Origin of the sequence: Terribacillus sp. FSL K6-0262 (genome assembly GCF_037977385.1) — a bacterium.
Taxonomy (GTDB): domain Bacteria; phylum Bacillota; class Bacilli; order Bacillales; family Amphibacillaceae; genus Terribacillus.
This window is the reverse complement of record NZ_CP150277.1, coordinates 1573242-1596598: the sequence shown is the minus strand read 5'-3', so window position 1 is coordinate 1596598 and position 23357 is coordinate 1573242. Positions and strand designations below refer to the sequence as shown.

Below are 23357 nucleotides of genomic sequence, written 5' to 3'. Positions count from 1 at the left end.
CAACAAAAAAATAGTTCGCATGCGAACTGTTTCAGTAGGAACTATTCTACTCTTCTTATTTTAAAATGCAATATAGAAATCTCGCGGAAAACGCTTCCGTTGAAAAATAAAAGTTTTCTGACAAGACGTACGGAACAAGAGCTTATTACGACAAGGATAACTGATGCAAAAGAGTTTTTCTGTCCAAGCTGTGTTGAAGCCGGTGAAAAGGTATGGGATTAAGTCGAAAAGTTTTTAGGTCTCGCTCGGTTCTTTTGACAAATTGTGAAGGCTTGATGTGTTTAAATGACTTTATTCAAATAAGAGTTTGTCCCGGGGTATGCCATGGTATGTACACATAGCCTCGGTAAATATGAGGACAGGAGTGTTCAATGAAATGGAGACGGTATCAAGAAAGAAATGGGGTTTCTATGGAGTGGAGCAAAAGCGTTTTGAGAATTGGAAGAAGAAGGGGTTCGGACTGGCAAAACTTCTATTGATCGAAAAGGCATGGCTTTTGGCACTAGTAGGCTTCTTACTTGGACGGGCAGTGGTACTGACCACCGTTTCACCATTTGCTGCGGCATTTCTGGCATCCATTTGGCTGACAAGAAGAAAAAGGATGATGCCGATCACACTTGCTACAATTGCCGGTGCTTGTACCTATCAGTGGACACATGGCCTGTATATAGCTGGTGCTGCATTCGTCCTTTATTTCCTGGCAATGCTTTGTAAGAGGATTCCGCATCAAATCCGGGTGATGGCCGTGCTCGTATTCCTGGCATGCTCACTTCCGAGGATGCTGGTATTCTCTTATGAAAATACGCTGTCCAGCTTCGATTGGATGATGATAGGTGTCGAGGGCATCCTTGGTTCTGTTCTCTTTATCATCTTTATGCAAAGCATTCCGCTCTTATCCGTTAAAAGATATTATCCGGCATTAAAGAATGAAGAAATTGTCTGCTTGATCATTCTGCTGGCCTCGGTCCTGACTGGCACGATTGGATGGCAAGTACAAGGTGCAGGGGTCGAGCAAATATTCTCCCGCTATTTTGTCCTGCTGCTGGCATTGATCGGCGGAGCGGCAATGGGTTCTACTGTCGGCGTGGTCGCCGGCTTGATTCTCAGTCTTGCCAATGTAGCCAGTCTCTATGAGATGAGTTTGCTGGCATTTGCCGGGTTGCTTGGCGGCTTATTGAAGGATGGGAAGAAAATCGGGGTGAGCATAGGTCTCATCATTGGTACTTTGCTTATCGGGCTGTACGGACAGGAGCAAGGGGTGCAGGAAGTGTATCCTTCCTTGCTTGCTTCCGTCATGAGTATCTTCCTGCTTGTTTTGACTCCGGAAAGCTGGATTAGACGCATGTCCCGGTTTGTTCCCGGTACTGCTGAACACAGCCAGGAGCAAGAGCAATATTTACAGAAAGTACGGGATGTGACGGCTAATCGAGTCCAGCAGTTCTCCAATGTATTCGATGCATTGGCAAAAAGCTTCGCCACGCCAGAGCGGGCTGCAGAGGATGTGCGGAATAGGGAAACCGATTTCCTGCTTGGGAATGTAACCGAGCAGACATGTCAGCTGTGCTTCAAAAAGGACCGGTGCTGGGGAGCGCAGCAGTTTGACCGCACATACCAGTTAATGGAGAGCCTGAAGGAAGACATGGAGGATGGCGGGCCGCCGAATAAGCTTTTGGAACGGAACTTGGAGTCCCACTGTGTCAAATCGAAGAAGGTGATGGAAACGATGAAGCATGAGCTGAGTTTCTACCAAGCGAATCAGATGCTGCGACGGCAAGTACAGGAAAGTCGCCGCTTTGTCGCCGATCAGCTGAATGGTGTATCCGAGGTGATGGGCGATTTCGCAAAAGAAATCGTCAAGGAGAAGGAGAATCATGAACAGCAGGAAGTGGAGATAATGGCTGCTTTACGAGCGGCTGGCTTAGTCGTGGATAAGCTGGATGTGTTCTCCCTGACGAAAGGGAGTATTGATATTGAAATGCATGTATCCATACAGGGATATCATGGCGAGGGGCAGAAGCTGATCGGTCCTATTTTATCCGACATTCTGGGGGAGACTGTCGTCGTGACGAAGGAAGAGATAGCGCCGTTTCCGGATAAATCCTGCTTCCTGGCGTTTGCTTCCATCAAGAAATTCGTTGTGGATACGGGAGTTGCGCATGCGGCAAAAGGTGGGGGGTTCGTTTCGGGGGATAGTTTTTCCACGATCGAACTAGGGGCGGGCAAGTACGCGATTGCAATCAGTGATGGAATGGGAAATGGAGATCGGGCCCATGAGGAGAGCACCGAGACGCTGCGGCTGCTGCAGCAGATCCTGCAGTCGGGAATCAGGGAAGAAGTCGCAATCAAATCAATCAATTCGATCCTCTCGCTCCGCTCCAATGAGGAGATATTCGCTACATTGGATCTGGCAGTCATCGATTTGCATGACGCAGCTGTCCAATTCCTTAAAATCGGATCGACACCGAGCTTCATTAAGCGAGGTGATCAGGTCATTAAAATAGAGTCTGGCAACCTGCCGATCGGCATCGTGCAGGATCTGGAGGTGGATGTCGTCAAAGAGCAGCTGCTGCCGGGGGATTTGCTGGTCATGATGAGTGACGGCATCTTTGAAGCACCGCGTCATGTGGAGAATACGGATATGTGGCTGAAACGGAAAATCAAGGAAATGAAAACAACCGTGCCTCAGGAAATGGCGGATTTGCTCCTGGAGGAGGTTGTCCGCCATAGAGAAGGAGAGATAGAGGATGACATGACAGTAATGGTGGCTGCCATAGATCGGAATATGCCTGAATGGGCGTCCATCCCTACTTATAAAAACAAAGTGAAGGAGGCGTAAGGAACGTATATAATCCTCTTTTCCCGTCGAAGATGGAGATAACGAATGGAGAAGAGGGATAACGATGAAACCGAGTACGATGAAACAAATCCTGCTGATCACAGATGGATGCTCAAATCGCGGGGAAGACCCGGCTGCAGTCGCTGCTTTGGCTTATGCTCAACATATTACGGTAAATGTCATCGGTATTTTGGAGGAGGGGAATACCGAACACTCAGTCAGCCTTGGAGAGGTGGAGAATATCGCAAAAGCAGGAGGCGGTGTCAGCCAGCTGATCTATAAGCAAGCCCTGACAGAGACGATCCAGATGGTGACAAAACAGGCAATGACCCAGACGATCGAGGGAGTCGTCAATAAAGAGCTGAAACAGATCCTGGGTCCAGGCAATACCTTGGACGACCTGCCGCCGGAAAAAAGGGGGGACGTGCTGGAGGTGGTCGAGGAAATAAGTGAGACGGCTAATCTGGAAGTGCTTATCCTTGTCGATACGAGCGCCAGTATGCATCATAAGCTCCCGGTGGTGAAGGAAGCGCTGATCGATTTGTCAATCAGCATGAATGCACGACTTGGCAATAACAAGTTCGCCATATTTGGTTTCCCGGGGAAAAGGGAGGCTGCCGTCAAAGTGATGGAATGGACCGAACGGCTGGAAAACGTGTCATCTGTATTTCCAAAGCTTGCAACAGGGGGCGTGACACCGACCGGACCTGCGCTCAGGGAGGCGATACATGAATTCAGCCGTCAGTCGCTCCATAAGCGCCCGGAAAATGATGGGATGACCGAATATGAAGAATTCGGCAGCTGATATACGCACTGGCATCCGTTTGTCCGGTAAGTGGCATCATGGAGAGTATCCGTTGATTCGAAAACTTGGAAGCGGGGCAATCGGTTCGGTGTATCTGACAGAAAGAAATGGCAAACATGCCGCCTTGAAAATCAGTGATAAGCGTACCTCCATGATGATGGAAGTCAAGGTGCTGCAATCGCTGAAAAAGGTCCAGGGATATTTCCTCGGGCCTTGTTTGTTTGATACCGATGATTATGTCAGCCCGAGCGGTCAGCTCTATACCTTTTATGTCATGGAATATATCCAAGGGAGCAGGCTTGATGCGTACATCAAGGCAAAGGGACCAGAATGGCTGCCGGTATTGATGCTGGGACTGCTGGAGGATCTGAGTCATCTCCATCGGACAGGATGGATTTTCGGTGATTTGAAGCTCGATAATCTGGTCGTCAGTGAAAATCCTGTACGTCTCCGATGGGTGGACGTCGGGGGGACGACACAGCTAGGTCGCGCAATCAAGGAATATACCGAGTTTTATGACCGCGGTTTCTGGGGGATGGGGAGCAGGAAAGCAGAACCGGCGTATGACTTGTTCGCGCTTGCCATGACAGCGCTGGAAATTTTGAATGGCGGAAGGTTTGCAAAGGGTGAAACACCAAAAATCACGCTTAAGAAGGTTCTTGGCTCAGCTGGGAAGCTGCGGCCCATTCTGGAAAAAGCAGTGATGGGCAAATACACTGACAGCACCGGAATGAAGCAAGATTTAATGAAACTCCTGATGAGACAGAAGTCGCCTGCCCCGGTATCTGTGCCTTCCAGAATGAGAAAAAACGGCCGAAGCAAGACAGGTCTGGGAGAAAGCATTGCACTAAGTGTCTATGCTATCGTTTGCTATTTGCTGTATATGCTGCAATAAGCTTTTTGTCTTGCCATATCAGTGGTACGATAAAAGCAGCAACTACAATAAGGATGAAGGTAAATGAAACAGACTGTGACAGCTTTTATGGACAGGCATGGTTTATGGAAGGAAGGCGCCACTATCCTGGTCGGCGTATCCGGCGGACCGGATTCGATGGCACTGCTCCATTTCCTGAAGGAACAGGAGAAGCAGAGGGGGTGGCATATCATTGCGCTGAGTGTAGATCATGGTCTGCGCGGAGAAGAATCCAAGCTGGATGCTGAATTCGTGGAATCCATTTGCGAAAAATGGGGGATTAGATCAGAATCTGTAACAGTGGATGTTCCAGCCTGGAAGGAAACACATCAAAAGAGTACCCAAGTGGCAGCCAGGGAGATGCGCTATCGCTATTTCGAGGAGCGTATGACGCATTTCGAGGCAGACGCTTTGTTCCTCGCCCACCATGGAGATGATCAGGCGGAAACAATTCTGATGCGTCTGGCGCGCGGCTCCAATCCTGCAGCTGTCAGCGGAATGGACGTCCGGAGACCATTTGCCGGCGGAGAAATCATCCGGCCGATGCTGTCGTGCAGCAAATCGGAAATCCAACAATATTGTGAACAGCATGATATACCGTATCGCATCGATCCGTCAAATGCCACGGAAGATTATACACGTAATCTTTTCCGGCATCGTGTCCTGACTCCGTTAAAAAAGGAGTTCCCTGCCTTCCATCAACACGCGCAGCGCTTCAGTGAAGCGCTTAAAGCGGATGAAGCATACCTGGAGGGACAGGCGGCGAAGATGTTCAAAGAGGTGGTGGAATATGATGCCGTGAAACAGACGGCAGCCTTTGAAATAGAACGATTTCTTACATACCCGATTGCTTTACAAAGAAGAGTGTATCATCTAATATTGATGTATCTGTATCAAGCGCTTCCGGTGGACTTGCATCATCGGCATGAAGCGCAATTTTTTGAACTGATAGCTAGCTCTAAAGCAAACAGCTCTCTAGATTTTCCGGCAGGATTACAACTGACAAAGTCTTATGGCCGCATGACGGTTTCTTTCCGTATTGAGGAGAAAGACTTATTCCACTATACATTACACGCTCCCGGATGCGTCACGTTACCTGATGGATCTCTATTAAAGGCTACTTTTACCCCTCACCCAATTGAAAACAGTTCCCATATCTTCGTATTGCCCCTTGACGATGTCACCCTGCCTTTACGGGTGCGCACAAGGAAAAATGGCGACAAAATGAAGCTTCGCGGAATGAGAGGGACCAAAAAAGTAAAAGATATTTTCATTGATGAAAAAATTCCTGCTGATGAACGGCGGGTTTGGCCGATTGTGGAGGATGCGACTGGCACTATTTTATGGCTTATCGGTTTAAGAAAAGGGGAAACAGGCAGAACAACAGGAGGAACAGGCAGCTATCTGCGTCTGTGCTACCAAGCGAAAAATGGGGAACAAACAGGAGGACCGAGCAATGCATGATGAGATTGAGAAAATATTGATTACGAAGGAAGAGATCGAAGCCAAATGTGCTGAGATCGGAAAGCAGCTTACAGAGGAATATAAAGATTCCTTCCCGCTTGCCATCGGTGTTTTGAAAGGCGCCCTTCCTTTCATGTCTGATGTGCTCCGTCATATGGATACACATCTTGAGATGGATTTCATGGATGTATCCAGCTACGCCGGAGGCATGTCATCGACTGGCGAAGTGAAGATCGTCAAGGATCTGGATACAAAAGTGGAAGGCAGAGATCTTCTGATCATTGAGGATATCATCGACAGCGGCCTTACTTTGAGCTATCTGGTGGACTTATTCAAATACCGGAAAGCAAAATCGATTAAGATTGTCACACTGCTCGATAAGCCTTCGGGACGTACGGCGAAGATCCAGGCGGACTTGGTCGGTTTCCGTGTGCCAAATGAATTCGTAGTCGGCTATGGTTTGGATTATCAGGAGAAGTATCGCAATTTGCCGTATATCGGTGTGCTGAAACCCGAAGTGTATGGCGGCGCCCGGACCGAATAAACGGTATCGGCATGGAATGGCTTCCTTTTACATATGGTAAAGGGTATTTAGTTGTGTAGCAGGTTTTGCATATGGTAGTATTTACTATAGTTTTCTCGTTTGGGAGGAGGTAGGCAATGAGCAAAGTGTTCCGTAATACCCTAATGGTTATAATTATATTTGTAGTCATTATCGGTGTGATCAACTTATTCAGGAATCAGACGAATGAAATCGAACAGTATGACATTAACAAATTCAGGACCACACTTGAGAGTGGTGACATACAAAGCATGACCGTCCAGCCTACTAACAATATCTATACGATACGGGGCGAGACGGAGGATGACAAGCAGTTCCAGACTGAGATACCTCAGAATGAACAGCTGATGAGTGATATCATCAATACTGCAAATGAACAAGGCGTGAAGCTGAATGCAGACGAAGAGCCGCAGCCTAGTTTCTGGCAGACTCTGCTGACATCCATCTTCCCTATCTTGCTGCTTGTGCTTATCTTCTTGTTCTTCATGAGCCAGGCCCAAGGCGGCGGCAACCGAGTGATGAACTTCGGCAAGAGCAAGGCGAAGATGTACAACGAAGAGAAGAAGAAAGTGAAGTTCCGCGATGTAGCCGGAGCAGACGAAGAAAAGCAGGAGCTTGTTGAAGTTGTCGACTTCCTCAAAGACCCTCGTAAGTTCTCCGCTGTCGGAGCGCGTATTCCGAAAGGTGTGCTTCTGGTCGGACCTCCAGGTACCGGTAAGACATTGCTTGCCCGTGCGGTAGCAGGGGAAGCCGGCGTGCCGTTCTTCTCTATAAGTGGTTCGGACTTCGTAGAGATGTTTGTAGGGGTCGGTGCATCCCGTGTACGTGATTTGTTCGAGAACGCCAAGAAAAACTCACCTTGTATCATCTTTATCGATGAGATAGATGCCGTTGGCCGTCAGCGTGGAGCTGGTCTTGGCGGCGGTCACGATGAGCGTGAGCAGACATTGAACCAATTGCTAGTCGAGATGGATGGTTTCGGTGCCAATGAAGGTATCATCATCATCGCTGCGACAAACCGTGCAGACATTCTTGACCCAGCGTTGCTTCGTCCGGGCCGTTTCGACCGTCAGATTACGGTCGACCGTCCTGACCTGGGCGGACGTGAAGCAGTATTGAAGGTGCATGCCCGCAACAAACCGCTTGATGAGTCCGTCAATCTGCGTACAATCGCGATGCGTACTCCAGGTTTCTCCGGAGCGGATTTGGAGAACCTATTGAACGAGGCTGCTCTGGTGGCAGCGCGAAGCGACCGTAATAAAATCGTCATGGCCGATGTCGATGAAGCGATTGATCGTGTCATTGCCGGGCCTGCGAAGAAGAGCCGTGTCATCTCCAAGAAAGAACGCAATATCGTTGCTTATCATGAGAGCGGACATACTGTCATCGGTATGGTGCTCGACGATGCGGATATGGTGCATAAAGTAACCATCGTACCTCGAGGCCAGGCCGGCGGTTATGCAGTCATGCTGCCGAGGGAAGATCGCTACTTCATGACCAAGCCGGAATTGCTTGATAAGATTACCGGTTTGCTTGGCGGACGTGTTGCAGAGGAGGTCATTTTCGGGGAAGTAAGTACCGGAGCGCATAATGACTTCCAGCGTGCGACCAATATCGCACGCAAGATGGTCACCGAGTACGGTATGAGTGATAAGATCGGTCCGTTGCAGTTCACAAGCAATGGCGGGAATGTATTCCTTGGCCGGGATATCCAGAACGAACAAACATACAGTGATGCGATCGCCTATGAAATCGATCAGGAAGTGCAAAACTTCATCAACCAATGTTATGCGCGTGCCAAACAGATCCTTACCGAAAACAAAGAGAAGCTGGAGCTTATCGCTCAAACATTGCTTGAGATCGAAACATTGGATGCATTCCAGATTCAAACACTGTTTGATAAAGGACGCCTTCCAACCGAGGAAGAGATTGCAGCTGAACGCAGCAAATCCGATAAAAAAACTAGCCTGACAAAGGATGAAGACGAGGAAGTGACCGTCACGATCCAACCGCAGGAGGATAAGGAAGCAACACCGACCGATGACAATGCCATCGATGAGGATACTTCCGCGCCGCGGGAGCAGTCAGGTATTCCAGAAGATGAACCGCGTCAAGACGGCGGTTCTGATGATCGTCCAAGATCATAAAAGAAAAGGTCTCCTATCGGGAGGCCTTTTTTCGCTGTTTGGGTATAGTAAACATATAAAGGGATTTACCTGCTGGATTATGATAAGATAAACAATACCTTGTGGACAAAAGACCGTAAGCGGTTGATATATAAAAGGAGTGACATTGCTCTTATGGGTGATTATTTAATTAAAGCAACAGGATTCAACGGAGCTATCCGGGCATACGCTATCCAATCAACAGAATTAGTGGAAGAGGCGCGCCGTCGTCATGATACTTGGGCAACAGCATCAGCAGCCTTGGGACGTACATTGACAATCAGCGCGATGATGGGGGCCATGCTGAAAGGGGAAGACAAGCTGACCGTAAAGGTTGAAGGTGACGGACCGGTGGGGCCGATCATCGTGGACAGTAATGCAAAAGGTGAAGTGAGGGGATATATCACGAACCCGCATGTCGACTTTGAACTGAACTCCGTCGGGAAATTGGATGTTTCCCGGGCCGTTGGTACTGTCGGATCCTTGAGCGTAGCAAAAGATCTGGGGCTGAAAGAGATGTTCACCGGACAGGTACCGATTGTATCCGGGGAAATCGGTGATGACTTCACTTATTATTTCGCTAATTCCGAGCAGGTGCCTTCTGCAGTCGGTGCGGGTGTGCTGGTGAACCCGGACCATACCATCCTTGCTGCGGGCGGATTCATTCTTCAAGTGATGCCGGGAGCCGATGACAGTATCATCACGCAATTGGAAGAGCGAATCAATTCCATTGCCCCGATTTCCACTTTGATCAGAGAAGGGAATACACCTGAGCAGATACTTGAAAAGCTGATCGGAGAAGAGAATATACGCTTCCTTGACAGTCTGCCGGTGAGTTTCACATGCCAATGCTCCAAGGATCGCATCCAGAATGCAATCAAGAGTCTTGGAAACGCAGAGATCCAAGCAATGATCGACGAAGATCATGGAGCGGAGGCAAGCTGCCACTTCTGCAATGAGACATATACATTCACCGAAGAGGATTTAAAGGCATTGCTCCAATGACCACTCATATAGATTGACTTTTAGCAAAATTTTGCTTACAGTTAAATAAATCCAATTAAAATAGTGGGAATTAGGGGGAATGATCATGGCAATTGCATCATCCATTTCTGAATTGATTGGAAACACACCAATCGTGAAGCTCAATCGTATAGCAGACGCGGATAGTGCCGAGATTTATGTAAAGCTTGAATTCCAGAATCCAGGCGGATCTGTTAAGGATAGGATTGCTCTTGCAATGATTGAAGACGCAGAGGAAAAAGGCAGATTGAACCCAGGTGACACAATCATCGAACCGACAAGCGGCAACACCGGTATCGGACTTGCTCTAGTCGCGGCAATCAAAGGGTACAAGGCGATTCTTGTCATGCCTGATACGATGAGCATGGAGAGACGGAACCTGCTTCGGGCTTATGGAGCACAGCTTGTATTGACTCCTGGAGCTGAAGGAATGAAGGGAGCCATTCAGAAGGCAGAAGAATTACAGAAGAAAAATGGCTATTTCATGCCTCAGCAGTTCAATAATGAAGCCAACCCTGCCATTCATGCCCGCACTACAGGCAAAGAGATTGCAGCTGAATTCGGCGGCGACCTTGATGCATTTGTAGCCGGAATCGGAACAGGCGGTACGATCACCGGTGTGGGCAATGTACTGAAGGAATTGAATAAGGATATCCGGATTGTGGCCGTGGAGCCGGCAAGCTCGCCGGTTCTATCCGGCGGTAAGCCAGGACCTCATAAAATCCAAGGAATTGGTGCGGGCTTTGTTCCGGCAATCCTGGATACGGATATTTATTCTGAAATCATTCAAGTGGAAAATGATGAAGCATATGCGACTGCGAGAGAAGCCGCTGCCAAAGAAGGACTGCTTGGGGGCGTTTCAACAGGAGCCGCCATTTTTGCAGCTAAAAAGGTTGCCAAAGAACTTGGACCAGGCAAGAAGGTATTGGCGATCGTTCCTAGTAACGGGGAACGCTACCTCTCTACACCGCTATACCAATTTGAAGACTGATAAAACAGGAACCCCTGCCGCTAGGTGGGGGTGTTTTTTTATGTGACGATTCGTGTACACTAGAATAGACAGATTGAACGAGAGGTTGACGTGATATGAAACGCAGGATAGGTAATAAAGAATATGATCTTTCTAAGCATACACTCGTAATGGGAATCATTAACGTGACACCGGATTCTTTTTCGGATGGCGGAAGTTATACAACTGTAGAAGCAGCTGTCAAACAAGCAAAGAAGCTAGCCGCAGAAGGAGCGGATATCCTGGATATCGGCGGCGAGTCGACCCGGCCGGGATTCGAGCCGGTATCGGCAGATGAAGAGATTGCGCGTGTAGTGCCGGCAATACAGGCCATAAGGGAAGTGGTGGACCTGCCGATTTCGATAGATACGTATAAGGCAAAAACGGCGGAAGCGGCAATTGAAGCGGGTGCATCCATCATCAATGATATCTGGGGAGCCAAATATGACTCCGAAATGGCCAGCGTTGCTGCGCGTACGGGAGTTCCGATCATCTTGATGCACAATCGGGAGGAAGCTCGCTATGATGATTTAATTCCGGATATGGTGAAGGATCTGGAGGAAAGTATCGATATTGCCTTGCGGGCAGGAGTGAAACGGGAGGATATTTGGCTGGATCCGGGAATTGGATTTGCGAAGTCCTTGGATGAAAATATGGACGCTCTGCGTCAGGTGGATAAAATATCCGCAATGGGCTATCCTGTACTCCTTGGAACATCGAGGAAAAGATTCATCGGGACGATTCTTGACCTGCCTGCTGATGAACGGGATGAGGGCACAGCTGCGACCACAGCATATGGCATTACAAAGGGTGTGCATATGGTCCGGGTGCATGAGGTGAAGCGGACAGCCCGGATTGTAAAGATGATGGACGCTTTAGTCAGGGGGAGTGAATGATGGATAAAATATATATGAATCAATTGCGATTCTACGGTTACCATGGTCTATTTCCGGAAGAAAATAAGCTTGGGCAGCGTTTCATGGTGGATGCCGTACTGGAGCTGGACCTTTCTCCAGCTGGTGAATCGGATGATATGACACAGTCGATTCACTACGGACAGGCATATGAGGTCATCAAAGATGTTGTCGAAGGACGGGCAAAGAACCTGATCGAAGCGGTTGCAGAAGATATCGCCAAGCAATTATTCGAGGCATTCCCTTTGTTGGAGGCGTGTACGGTCAAGGTTACCAAGCCTGACCCCCCAATCGCAGGGCATTATGAATCGGTAGCGGTGGAAATACGGCGGGAACGTCCATGAAAAAGTCGTGGATAGCACTGGGATCAAATATATCCCCGAAAGAGACATACCTGGAGCAGGCTGCCCAGAGATTGAAAAATCATCCTGCCATACGGCTGAAGCAAGTTTCGACGGTATATGAAACCGATCCAGTCGGCTATGAAGATCAAGATCGATTCCTGAACTTGGTCGTGGAAGTGGAAACGGACCTGGAGCCTCTGGAGCTGCTTCATGTCTGTCAAGAAATCGAGCAGGACCTGGGTCGGGAGAGGACCATCCGCTGGGGACCGCGGACTGTCGACCTTGACATTTTGCTGTATAGTACTGAAAATATGAATGTTGAGGAACTCACCCTTCCCCACCCGCGTATGCATGAGCGTGCTTTTGTATTGGTGCCATTAGCTGAAATAGCACCCGATCTTGTCGCGAAGGGGAGACAGGTAAGGGATTGGCTGGCCATGATGCCTGAACAAGACACACAAGGCGTCCGGGTCTGGGGTTCTTTGAATATATAGCAAGTGACTTACAGGAGGTAATGACGTTGTTCAAAATTGGTGATATCACCATTAAGAACCGGGTAGTATTGGCGCCGATGGCTGGTATCAGTAATTCTGCTTTCCGCTTGACCGTCAAGGAATTCGGTGCGGGAATTGTATGTGCGGAAATGATCAGTGACAACGGCATTGTGACCCGGAATGCAAGAACGATGAATATGCTTTATATAGATGAACAGGAGAAGCCGATGAGCTTGCAGATATTTGGGGCTAAACCAGAGACGCTGGTAGAGGCTGCTAAGTTTGTCGACCAAAATACGACAGCTGATATCATTGATATCAATATGGGCTGTCCAGCACCAAAGATCACAAAGAATATGGCGGGTTCCCGCTGGCTGCTGCAGCCGGAGAAGATCTATGAGATGGTTTCCGCCGTTGTAAAAGAAGTGAACAAGCCAGTGACTGTCAAGATGCGGACAGGTTGGGATGATAGTACGATCTATGCTGTGGAAAATGCGCAAGCACTGGAAGAGGCAGGGGCTGCGGCAGTAGCCTTGCATGGTCGTACACGCGAGCAGCACTATGAAGGACTCGCTAACTGGGATATCATTCGTCAAGTGAAAGAATCTGTCTCCATCCCTGTTATAGGAAATGGAGATATCACTACTCCGCAAATTGCGAAGCAGCGATTGGACGAGACAGGTGTGGATGCTGTTATGATCGGTAGGGCTGCCCTTGGGGATCCATGGATGATTTATCGCACGGTCCATTATTTGGAAACGGGCGAGATATTGGATGAACCGACACCGCGCGAGAAAATCGATGTCTGCGTGCTGCATATGGAACGTTTGATACGTCTTAAAGGCGAGAAAGTGGCAATCATGGAAATGCGGAAGCATGCTGCTTGGTATTTGAAGGGTATGGATGGCAATGGGAAAGTGCGTAAGCTGATCAATCAAACAAGCACAAAAGAGGATATGCTCGATGTGCTGTATGATTTTGCGGATCAAGCGGAAGCTTCCATGGCCATGGCCTAATCGGGCGTGCTTTATTGACACAGCAGTGCTGCTTTTCTATACTAATACGAGGTAGCAATGCGATAAGCCTCGCATTATACGAGGACGAACAATACTGCCAGTCATGCTGGCAGTTTTTTTAGCATGGTGGAGACTGAATTATAGAAGAAATGGGAGTGAACAGGATGAGTGAAGAATTAAACGATCAGATGCAGGTGCGTCGCGATAAGATGGAAGAGCTCATGAATCAGGGTTATAACCCCTTCGGCGCCAGATTTGAGCGTACGCATCAATCACAAGAGCTTATAGCTGCTTTTGATGCTTTCAGTAAAGAAGAGCTGGAAGAGAAAAAAGCAGAAGTTACCATAGCAGGCCGTCTGATGACGAAGCGAGGAAAAGGTAAGGCTGGTTTTGCGCATTTGCAGGACTTAAGCGGCCAGATTCAGCTTTATGTACGTAAGGATCAGGTTGGGGATGAAGCGTATGAGCTATTCAGCAGTGCGGATCTAGGTGACATCGTCGGTGTTACAGGTGTTATGTTCAAGACGAATGTAGGGGAGCTTTCCGTTAAGGCAACTTCCTTTGATATCTTGTCCAAGGCGCTTCGTCCGCTTCCTGATAAATTCCATGGCTTGACGGATATTGAGCAGCGTTATCGTCAGCGCTATCTTGATTTGATCGTTAATCCAGAATCGAAGCAAACGTTCATCACTCGCAGCAAGATCATCCAAAGTATCCGCCGTTACCTTGACGATATCGGATACTTGGAAGTTGAAACACCATTAATGCACAGCATCCCGGGTGGAGCGGCAGCTCGTCCGTTCATTACCCACCATAATGCTTTGGATATACCGCTTTATATGCGTATAGCGATCGAGCTTCACCTGAAACGTCTCATTGTGGGCGGATTGGAGAAGGTATACGAAATTGGCCGTGTATTCCGTAATGAGGGAGTATCCACACGTCATAATCCTGAGTTCACGATGCTTGAGCTATACGAAGCATATGGTGATATGGATACGATCATGGAACTGACAGAAAACCTGATCGCCCATGTGGCGAAAGATGTACTAGGTAAAACGGTCATCCCTTACGGTGAGTATGAAATAGATCTTGAACCGAAGTGGAAACGCCTGCACATGGTCGATGCTGTAAAAGAATATACAGGCGTTGATTTCTGGAAGCATATGAGCGATGAAGAGGCAAAAGCCCTGGCGAAGGAAAATGGGATCGAAATCAAAGATACAATGACATTCGGGCATATTGTAAATGAATTCTTTGAACAGCGCGTAGAGGACAAGCTTATCCAGCCTACCTTCATCTATGGCCATCCGGTAGAGATTTCTCCATTGGCGAAGAAGAATACGGAAGATGAGCGTTTTACTGACCGCTTTGAAGTATTCATCGTAGGAAGAGAGCATGGTAATGCGTTCTCCGAGCTGAACGATCCAATCGATCAGCGCCAGCGTTTCGAAGCCCAGCTGAAAGAGAAAGAGCAAGGCAATGACGAAGCACATGAAATGGATGAGGACTTCCTGGAGTCACTTGAGTATGGTATGCCGCCTACAGGAGGATTGGGCATTGGTATCGACCGCCTGATCATGCTGCTGACGAATGCTCCATCCATCCGGGATGTATTACTCTTCCCGCAAATGCGGAATCGTTCCTGATCAAAAAGAAGAAGGGAGCAGTATCCCTTCTTCTTTTTCACCTTTATATAGGCATTTGCATAGAATGCAAAAGGATGCGGGATAATGCTATATAACAGTTTGTAAGAAAATATAACATTTCTTTAAAAAAACTATTGCAATGCTATTACATCCATGGTAAATTATTAGAGTTGCTTCAAACGAAGCAGCAAACGCAACAGACGAAAACAAAAAACATGTTGACAACGCAGGTTGAAACATGATATTATGTTCTAGTCGCCAAATGAGCGGCAGAACGAAATTGATCTTTGAAAACTGAACAAAACAACCAATTACGAACTAAACGACATGATCGTAAGATCAACGTCAGCTCTGACGAGCAATGCATCAACACTTTCATGGAGAGTTTGATCTTGGCTCAGGACGAACGCTGGCGGCGTGCCTAATACATGCAAGTCGAGCGCAGGAAACCAGATGACCCCTTCGGGGTGATTCTGGTGGAATGAGCGGCGGACGGGTGAGTAACACGTGGGCAACCTGCCTGTAAGACTGGGATAACTCCGGGAAACCGGGGCTAATACCGGATAGTATTTCCTTTCTCCTGATCGGAAATGGAAAGACGGTTTCGGCTGTCACTTACAGATGGGCCCGCGGTGCATTAGCTAGTTGGTGGGGTAACGGCCCACCAAGGCGACGATGCATAGCCGACCTGAGAGGGTGATCGGCCACACTGGGACTGAGACACGGCCCAGACTCCTACGGGAGGCAGCAGTAGGGAATCTTCCGCAATGGACGAAAGTCTGACGGAGCAACGCCGCGTGAGCGATGAAGGCCTTCGGGTCGTAAAGCTCTGTTGTCAGGGAAGAACAAGTACAAGAGTAACTGCTTGTACCTTGACGGTACCTGACCAGAAAGCCCCGGCTAACTACGTGCCAGCAGCCGCGGTAATACGTAGGGGGCAAGCGTTGTCCGGAATTATTGGGCGTAAAGGGCGCGTAGGCGGTTTCTTAAGTCTGATGTGAAAGCCCACAGCTTAACTGTGGAGGGTCATTGGAAACTGGGGAACTTGAGTGCAGAAGAGGAGAGTGGAATTCCACGTGTAGCGGTGAAATGCGTAGATATGTGGAGGAACACCAGTGGCGAAGGCGACTCTCTGGTCTGTAACTGACGCTGAGGCGCGAAAGCGTGGGGAGCAAACAGGATTAGATACCCTGGTAGTCCACGCCGTAAACGATGAGTGCTAGGTGTTAGGGGGTTTCCGCCCCTTAGTGCTGAAGTTAACGCATTAAGCACTCCGCCTGGGGAGTACGGCCGCAAGGCTGAAACTCAAAAGAATTGACGGGGGCCCGCACAAGCGGTGGAGCATGTGGTTTAATTCGAAGCAACGCGAAGAACCTTACCAGGTCTTGACATCCGCTGACAACCTTGGAGACAAGGCGTTCCCTTCGGGGACAGCGTGACAGGTGGTGCATGGTTGTCGTCAGCTCGTGTCGTGAGATGTTGGGTTAAGTCCCGCAACGAGCGCAACCCTTGATTCTAGTTGCCAGCATTCAGTTGGGCACTCTAGAGTGACTGCCGGTGACAAACCGGAGGAAGGTGGGGATGACGTCAAATCATCATGCCCCTTATGACCTGGGCTACACACGTGCTACAATGGATGGTACAAAGGGCAGCGAAGCCGCGAGGCTAAGCAAATCCCATAAAACCATTCTCAGTTCGGATTGCAGGCTGCAACTCGCCTGCATGAAGCCGGAATCGCTAGTAATCGCGGATCAGCATGCCGCGGTGAATACGTTCCCGGGCCTTGTACACACCGCCCGTCACACCACGAGAGTTGGTAACACCCGAAGTCGGTGAGGTAACCTTTTGGAGCCAGCCGCCGAAGGTGGGATCAATGATTGGGGTGAAGTCGTAACAAGGTAGCCGTATCGGAAGGTGCGGCTGGATCACCTCCTTTCTAAGGATAATTGGAAAAGGTGAAGCGACTGTTCAAAAGCGTACGGATAGATCAGATCGGTTACAGACTCCGGGTTTTGGAGTCAGGAAACGAGATGAACTATACGCTAGCTTTTAGGAGCTGAACCTGGACATTGGAACTACTACTTCGTAGTAGACACGTAATTGGGTTGTTTGTTCAGTTTTGAGAGATCAATCTCTCTTGTGAACCTTGAAAACTAGATAAGAAACAACATGCCAGAACATCAAACTTTAAAGCAAGACAATATATATTGTCGCGATTTAATGCATCATGCGTTATTAGTTAAGTGAAGAAGGGCGCACGGTGGATGCCTTGGCACTAGGAGCCGATGAAGGACGGGACTAACACCGATATGCTTCGGGGAGCTGTAAGTAAGCTTTGATCCGGAGATTTCCGAATGGGGGAACCCGCTATCCGTTATTGGATAGTACGCATTACTGAATACATAGGTGATGCGAGGCAGACCCGGGGAACTGAAACATCTCATTACCCGGAGGAAGAGAAAGCAAATGCGATTTCCCAAGTAGCGGCGAGCGAAACGGAATCAGCCCAAACCAGAAGGCTTGCCTTCTGGGGTTGTAGGACACTCCTTTGGAGTTACAAAGAAACCATGTAGACGAAGCGGCTTGGAATGGCCCGCCATAGAAGGTAAGAGCCCTGTACTTGAAATGTGGTTTCCTCCGGAGTGTATCCTGAGTACGGCGGAACACGTGAAATTCCGTCGGAATCCGGGAGGACCATCTCCCAAGGCTAAATACTCCCTAGTGACCGATAGTGAACCAGTACCGTGAGGGAAAGGTGAAAAGCACCCCGGAAGGGGAGTGAAATAGAACCTGAAACCGTGTGCCTACAAGTAGTCGAAGCCCGTTAATGGGTGACGGCGTACCTTTTGTAGAATGGACCGGCGAGTTACGATCCCCTGCAAGGTTAAGTTGAAAAGACGGAGCCGCAGCGAAAGCGAGTCTGAATAGGGCGACATAGTAGGTGGTCGTAGACCCGAAACCGTGTGATCTACCCATGTCCAGGGTGAAGGTCAGGTAACACTGACTGGAGGCCCGAACCCACGCACGTTGAAAAGTGCGGGGATGAGGTGTGGGTAGGGGTGAAATGCCAATCGAACACGGAGATAGCTGGTTCTCTCCGAAATAGCTTTAGGGCTAGCCTCAAAGGATGATGGTTGGAGGTAGAGCACTGATTGGACTAGGGGCCCTCATCGGGTTACCGAATTCAGTCAAACTCCGAATGCCAATCAATCTACTTTGGGAGTCAGACCATGGGTGATAAGGTTCATGGTCGAAAGGGAAACAGCCCAGACCGCCAGCTAAGGTCCCAAAGTGTGTGTTAAGTGGAAAAGGATGTGGCGTTGCTTAGACAACCAGGATGTTGGCTTAGAAGCAGCCATCATTGAAAGAGTGCGTAATAGCTCACTGGTCGAGTGACGCTGCGCCGAAAATATACCGGGGCTAAACACACCACCGAAGCTGCGGATTGACATCTACGATGTCAGTGGTAGGAGAGCGTTCTAAGGGCTGTGAAGGTCGATCGTGAGGACGGCTGGAGCGCTTAGAAGTGAGAATGCCGGTATGAGTAGCGAAAAAAGAGTGAGAATCTCTTTCATCGAAAGCCCAAGGTTTCCTGAGGAAGGCTCGTCCGCTCAGGGTTAGTCGGGGCCTAAGCCGAGGCCGAAAGGCGTAGGCGATGGATAACAGGTTGATATTCCTGTACCACCTAAATCCGCTTGAACGATGGGGGGACGTAGGAGGATAGGGAAAGCGCGCTGCTGGTCATGCGCGTCCAAGCCGTGAGGAAGTTGAGCAGGCAAATCCACTCAACATGATTCCAGGCGGTTATGGGGAGGGAAATTTAGTACCGAAGTTCCTGATTTCACACTGCCAAGAAAAGCCTCTAGTGAGGAAATAGGTGCCCGTACCGCAAACCGACACAGGTAGGCACGGTGAGTAACCGAAGATGATCGGGAGAACTCTCGTTAAGGAACTCGGCAAAATGACCCCGTAACTTCGGGAGAAGGGGTGCTTCTTTTTAGGAGAAGCCGCAGTGAAAAGGCCCAAGCGACTGTTTAGCAAAAACACAGGTCTCTGCAAAGCCGTAAGGCGAAGTATAGGGGCTGACACCTGCCCGGTGCTGGAAGGTTAAGGGGAATGGTTAGGGACTTCGTCCCGAAGCTGTGAACCGAAGCCCCAGTAAACGGCGGCCGTAACTATAACGGTCCTAAGGTAGCGAAATTCCTTGTCGGGTAAGTTCCGACCCGCACGAAAGGTGCAACGACTTGGGCACTGTCTCAACGAGAGACCCGGTGAAATTATACTATGCGTGAAGATGCGCATTACCCGCGACAGGACGGAAAGACCCCGTGGAGCTTTACTGTAGCCTGATATGGAATGTTGGTACAGCTTGTACAGGATAGGTGGGAGCCTTGGAAACCGGAGCGCCAGCTTCGGCGGAGGCATCCGTGGGATACCACCCTGGCTGTATTGACATTCTAACCCAGAACCGTCATCCGGTTCGGAGACAGTGTCAGGTGGGCAGTTTGACTGGGGCGGTCGCCTCCCAAAGAGTAACGGAGGCGCCCAAAGGTTCCCTCAGAATGGTTGGAAATCATTCGTAGCGTGCAAAGGCAGAAGGGAGCTTGACTGCGAGACCTACAAGTCGAGCAGGGACGAAAGTCGGGCTTAGTGATCCGGCGGTGCCGTATGGAAGGGCCGTCGCTCAACGGATAAAAGCTACCCCGGGGATAACAGGCTTATCTCCCCCAAGAGTCCACATCGACGGGGAGGTTTGGCACCTCGATGTCGGCTCATCGCATCCTGGGGCTGTAGTCGGTCCCAAGGGTTGGGCTGTTCGCCCATTAAAGCGGTACGCGAGCTGGGTTCAGAACGTCGTGAGACAGTTCGGTCCCTATCCGTCGTGGGCGTTGGAAGTTTGAGAGGAGCTGTCCTTAGTACGAGAGGACCGGGATGGACGCACCGCTGGTGCACCAGTTGTTCCGCCAGGAGCACAGCTGGGTAGCTACGTGCGGAAGGGATAAGTGCTGAAAGCATCTAAGCATGAAGCCCCCCTCAAGATGAGACTTCCCATCATTTTAAATGAGTAAGATCCCTCAGAGACGATGAGGTAGATAGGTTCGAGGTGGAAGCGTGGTGACACGTGCAGCTGACGAATACTAATCGATCGAGGACTTAACTAAAAAACGAAAAGCTCCAAAGGCCATAGTTTCTGGCCTTTAGAGCTGGATCTAGCCGCAGCGCCAGATCCCTTAGTAAGTCAACGCCAAAGACCAAGCACTCCAGTGCTTGGCACGCATGAGATGTACAGCATGAATGTTTCTTATCTAGTTTTGAAGGTTTACTTCAAAAAAAGTGTTGCTTTTTCTTTGAGAAAATGCTACAATATATCTTGTCCTTAAGAAAAGGACAAACATTGATTATCTGATCTGGTGGTAATAGCGAAGAGGTCACACCTGTTCCCATGCCGAACACAGCAGTTAAGCTCTTCAGCGCCGATGGTAGTTGGGTTCGCCCTGCGAGAGTAGGACGCTGCCAGGCAGATACATAATCCGGAGGATTAGCTCAGCTGGGAGAGCATCTGCCTTACAAGCAGAGGGTCGGCGGTTCGAGCCCGTCATCCTCCACCATTTAGCCGGTCTAGCTCAATTGGTAGAGCAACTGACTTGTAATCAGTAGGTTGGGGGTTCAAGTCCTCTGGCCGGCACCATTTTAGAGCCATTAGCTCAGTTGGTAGAGCATCTGACTTTTAATCAGAGGGTCGAAGGTTCGAGTCCTTCATGGCTCACCATTTCAATTTTAATACTGTGCGTATTTAATCTATGCGGGTGTGGCGGAATTGGCAGACGCGCTAGACTTAGGATCTAGTGTCTTTATGACGTGGGGGTTCAAGTCCCTTCACCCGCACCATTTAGATTAAACGCGGAAGTAGTTCAGTGGTAGAACATCACCTTGCCAAGGTGGGGGTCGCGGGTTCGAATCCCGTCTTCCGCTCCATAACTACTAAATTAACTAATTCAGCTTGCCGGGGTGGCGGAATTGGCAGACGCACAGGACTTAAAATCCTGCGGAGGGTACCTCCGTGCCGGTTCGAGTCCGGCCCTCGGCACTTTAAATATGCGCCCGTAGCTCAATTGGATAGAGCGTTTGACTACGGATCAAAAGGTTAGGGGTTCGACTCCTCTCGGGCGCGCCATTACGGGAAGTAGCTCAGCTTGGTAGAGCACTTGGTTTGGGACCAAGGGGTCGCAGGTTCAAATCCTGTCTTCCCGACCACTTTCAATATACAATGGGGCCTTAGCTCAGCTGGGAGAGCGCCTGCTTTGCACGCAGGAGGTCAGCGGTTCGATCCCGCTAGGCTCCACCATTGATCTTTGAAAACTGAACAAAACAACCAATTACGAACTAAACGACATGATCGTAAGATCAACGTCAGCTCTGACGAGCAATGCATCAACACTTTCATGGAGAGTTTGATCTTGGCTCAGGACGAACGCTGGCGGCGTGCCTAATACATGCAAGTCGAGCGCAGGAAACCAGATGACCCCTTCGGGGTGATTCTGGTGGAATGAGCGGCGGACGGGTGAGTAACACGTGGGCAACCTGCCTGTAAGACTGGGATAACTCCGGGAAACCGGGGCTAATACCGGATAGTATTTCCTTTCTCCTGATCGGAAATGGAAAGACGGTTTCGGCTGTCACTTACAGATGGGCCCGCGGTGCATTAGCTAGTTGGCGGGGTAACGGCCCACCAAGGCGACGATGCATAGCCGACCTGAGAGGGTGATCGGCCACACTGGGACTGAGACACGGCCCAGACTCCTACGGGAGGCAGCAGTAGGGAATCTTCCGCAATGGACGAAAGTCTGACGGAGCAACGCCGCGTGAGCGATGAAGGCCTTCGGGTCGTAAAGCTCTGTTGTCAGGGAAGAACAAGTACAAGAGTAACTGCTTGTACCTTGACGGTACCTGACCAGAAAGCCCCGGCTAACTACGTGCCAGCAGCCGCGGTAATACGTAGGGGGCAAGCGTTGTCCGGAATTATTGGGCGTAAAGGGCGCGTAGGCGGTTTCTTAAGTCTGATGTGAAAGCCCACAGCTTAACTGTGGAGGGTCATTGGAAACTGGGGAACTTGAGTGCAGAAGAGGAGAGTGGAATTCCACGTGTAGCGGTGAAATGCGTAGATATGTGGAGGAACACCAGTGGCGAAGGCGACTCTCTGGTCTGTAACTGACGCTGAGGCGCGAAAGCGTGGGGAGCAAACAGGATTAGATACCCTGGTAGTCCACGCCGTAAACGATGAGTGCTAGGTGTTAGGGGGTTTCCGCCCCTTAGTGCTGAAGTTAACGCATTAAGCACTCCGCCTGGGGAGTACGGCCGCAAGGCTGAAACTCAAAAGAATTGACGGGGGCCCGCACAAGCGGTGGAGCATGTGGTTTAATTCGAAGCAACGCGAAGAACCTTACCAGGTCTTGACATCCGCTGACAACCTTGGAGACAAGGCGTTCCCTTCGGGGACAGCGTGACAGGTGGTGCATGGTTGTCGTCAGCTCGTGTCGTGAGATGTTGGGTTAAGTCCCGCAACGAGCGCAACCCTTGATTCTAGTTGCCAGCATTCAGTTGGGCACTCTAGAGTGACTGCCGGTGACAAACCGGAGGAAGGTGGGGATGACGTCAAATCATCATGCCCCTTATGACCTGGGCTACACACGTGCTACAATGGATGGTACAAAGGGCAGCGAAGCCGCGAGGCTAAGCAAATCCCATAAAACCATTCTCAGTTCGGATTGCAGGCTGCAACTCGCCTGCATGAAGCCGGAATCGCTAGTAATCGCGGATCAGCATGCCGCGGTGAATACGTTCCCGGGCCTTGTACACACCGCCCGTCACACCACGAGAGTTGGTAACACCCGAAGTCGGTGAGGTAACCTTTTGGAGCCAGCCGCCGAAGGTGGGATCAATGATTGGGGTGAAGTCGTAACAAGGTAGCCGTATCGGAAGGTGCGGCTGGATCACCTCCTTTCTAAGGATAATTGGAAAAGGTGAAGCGACTGTTCAAAAGCGTACGGATAGATCAGATCGGTTACAGACTCCGGGTTTTGGAGTCAGGAAACGAGATGAACTATACGCTAGCTTTTAGGAGCTGAACCTGGACATTGGAACTACTACTTCGTAGTAGACACG

Annotated in this window: 13 protein-coding genes, 9 tRNA genes and 4 rRNA genes; all 26 read left to right on the top strand. The window is 49.7% G+C overall.

Annotation, left to right across the window (positions count from 1 at the left end):
- Nucleotides 1-376: 376 nt before the first annotated feature.
- Nucleotides 377-2836, top strand: a complete 2460-nt coding sequence (spoIIE, locus tag MHI54_RS08340; RefSeq protein ID WP_340082878.1) for a stage II sporulation protein E — start codon at nt 377-379, stop codon at nt 2834-2836.
- Between the two features lie 64 nt (nt 2837-2900).
- A complete protein-coding gene (locus MHI54_RS08335) occupies nt 2901-3641 on the top strand; it encodes a hypothetical protein (RefSeq protein WP_095217247.1) in 741 nt (246 codons plus the stop codon).
- Nucleotides 3622-4536: a protein kinase gene (locus MHI54_RS08330; protein WP_095217248.1), complete on the top strand. Its 915-nt coding sequence runs from the start codon at nt 3622-3624 to the stop codon at nt 4534-4536. Before MHI54_RS08335 ends, MHI54_RS08330 begins: the two co-directional genes overlap by 20 nt.
- 63 nt (nt 4537-4599) lie before the next feature.
- Nucleotides 4600-6018 carry a tRNA lysidine(34) synthetase TilS gene (gene tilS, locus MHI54_RS08325; RefSeq protein ID WP_095217249.1) on the top strand — a complete coding sequence of 473 codons (1419 nt, stop codon included), beginning with the start codon at nt 4600-4602 and terminating at the stop codon, nt 6016-6018.
- Entirely contained in the window at nt 6011-6562 is a 552-nt protein-coding gene (gene hpt, locus MHI54_RS08320; RefSeq protein ID WP_095217250.1) for a hypoxanthine phosphoribosyltransferase, read from the top strand. Before tilS ends, hpt begins: the two co-directional genes overlap by 8 nt.
- 116 nt (nt 6563-6678) lie before the next feature.
- Entirely contained in the window at nt 6679-8727 is a 2049-nt protein-coding gene (gene ftsH, locus MHI54_RS08315) for an ATP-dependent zinc metalloprotease FtsH (RefSeq protein ID WP_095217251.1), read from the top strand.
- 153 nt (nt 8728-8880) lie between these two features.
- Complete coding sequence (gene hslO / locus MHI54_RS08310) at nt 8881-9750, top strand: Hsp33 family molecular chaperone HslO (protein ID WP_095217252.1); 870 nt, start codon at nt 8881-8883, stop codon at nt 9748-9750.
- An 82-nt stretch (nt 9751-9832) separates the two neighbouring features.
- Nucleotides 9833-10759: a cysteine synthase A gene (cysK, locus tag MHI54_RS08305; RefSeq protein ID WP_095217258.1), complete on the top strand. Its 927-nt coding sequence runs from the start codon at nt 9833-9835 to the stop codon at nt 10757-10759.
- Nucleotides 10760-10854: 95 nt separating this feature from the next.
- Nucleotides 10855-11673, top strand: coding sequence for a dihydropteroate synthase (gene folP, locus MHI54_RS08300; RefSeq protein WP_340082873.1), 819 nt, complete (start codon nt 10855-10857; stop codon nt 11671-11673).
- On the top strand, nt 11673-12035 hold the full coding sequence (gene folB / locus MHI54_RS08295; RefSeq protein WP_095217254.1) for a dihydroneopterin aldolase: 363 nt from the start codon (nt 11673-11675) through the stop codon (nt 12033-12035). The genes folP and folB overlap by 1 nt, the downstream gene beginning before the upstream one ends.
- A complete protein-coding gene (folK, locus tag MHI54_RS08290; protein ID WP_340082872.1) occupies nt 12032-12529 on the top strand; it encodes a 2-amino-4-hydroxy-6-hydroxymethyldihydropteridine diphosphokinase in 498 nt (165 codons plus the stop codon). Before folB ends, folK begins: the two co-directional genes overlap by 4 nt.
- A 26-nt stretch (nt 12530-12555) precedes the next feature.
- Nucleotides 12556-13545 carry a tRNA dihydrouridine synthase DusB gene (gene dusB, locus MHI54_RS08285; RefSeq protein ID WP_095217256.1) on the top strand — a complete coding sequence of 330 codons (990 nt, stop codon included), beginning with the start codon at nt 12556-12558 and terminating at the stop codon, nt 13543-13545.
- A 149-nt stretch (nt 13546-13694) separates the two neighbouring features.
- Nucleotides 13695-15194, top strand: a complete 1500-nt coding sequence (gene lysS / locus MHI54_RS08280; protein WP_198946070.1) for a lysine--tRNA ligase — start codon at nt 13695-13697, stop codon at nt 15192-15194.
- A gap of 374 nt (nt 15195-15568) precedes the next feature.
- Nucleotides 15569-17130, top strand: a 16S ribosomal RNA gene (locus MHI54_RS08275).
- A gap of 301 nt (nt 17131-17431) precedes the next feature.
- Nucleotides 17432-20356 (top strand): 23S ribosomal RNA (locus MHI54_RS08270).
- 245 nt (nt 20357-20601) lie between these two features.
- Nucleotides 20602-20714: ribosomal RNA gene (gene rrf, locus MHI54_RS08265) — 5S ribosomal RNA — on the top strand.
- A gap of 13 nt (nt 20715-20727) precedes the next feature.
- A tRNA-Val gene (locus MHI54_RS08260) sits at nt 20728-20803 on the top strand.
- Nucleotides 20804-20807: 4 nt separating this feature from the next.
- Nucleotides 20808-20883, top strand: a tRNA-Thr gene (locus MHI54_RS08255).
- A gap of 5 nt (nt 20884-20888) precedes the next feature.
- Nucleotides 20889-20964: transfer RNA gene (locus MHI54_RS08250), tRNA-Lys, on the top strand.
- A 33-nt stretch (nt 20965-20997) separates the two neighbouring features.
- Nucleotides 20998-21083: transfer RNA gene (locus tag MHI54_RS08245), tRNA-Leu, on the top strand.
- A gap of 12 nt (nt 21084-21095) precedes the next feature.
- A tRNA-Gly gene (locus MHI54_RS08240) sits at nt 21096-21170 on the top strand.
- 27 nt (nt 21171-21197) lie between these two features.
- Nucleotides 21198-21282: transfer RNA gene (locus MHI54_RS08235), tRNA-Leu, on the top strand.
- Nucleotides 21283-21292: 10 nt separating this feature from the next.
- Nucleotides 21293-21369, top strand: a tRNA-Arg gene (locus MHI54_RS08230).
- A gap of 3 nt (nt 21370-21372) precedes the next feature.
- Nucleotides 21373-21449, top strand: a tRNA-Pro gene (locus MHI54_RS08225).
- Between the two features lie 15 nt (nt 21450-21464).
- Nucleotides 21465-21540, top strand: a tRNA-Ala gene (locus MHI54_RS08220).
- Between the two features lie 94 nt (nt 21541-21634).
- Nucleotides 21635-23196, top strand: a 16S ribosomal RNA gene (locus tag MHI54_RS08215).
- Together the 16S, 23S and 5S rRNA genes with 9 tRNA genes alongside form the textbook arrangement of a ribosomal RNA operon.
- The last annotated feature ends 161 nt before the right edge of the window (nt 23197-23357 follow it).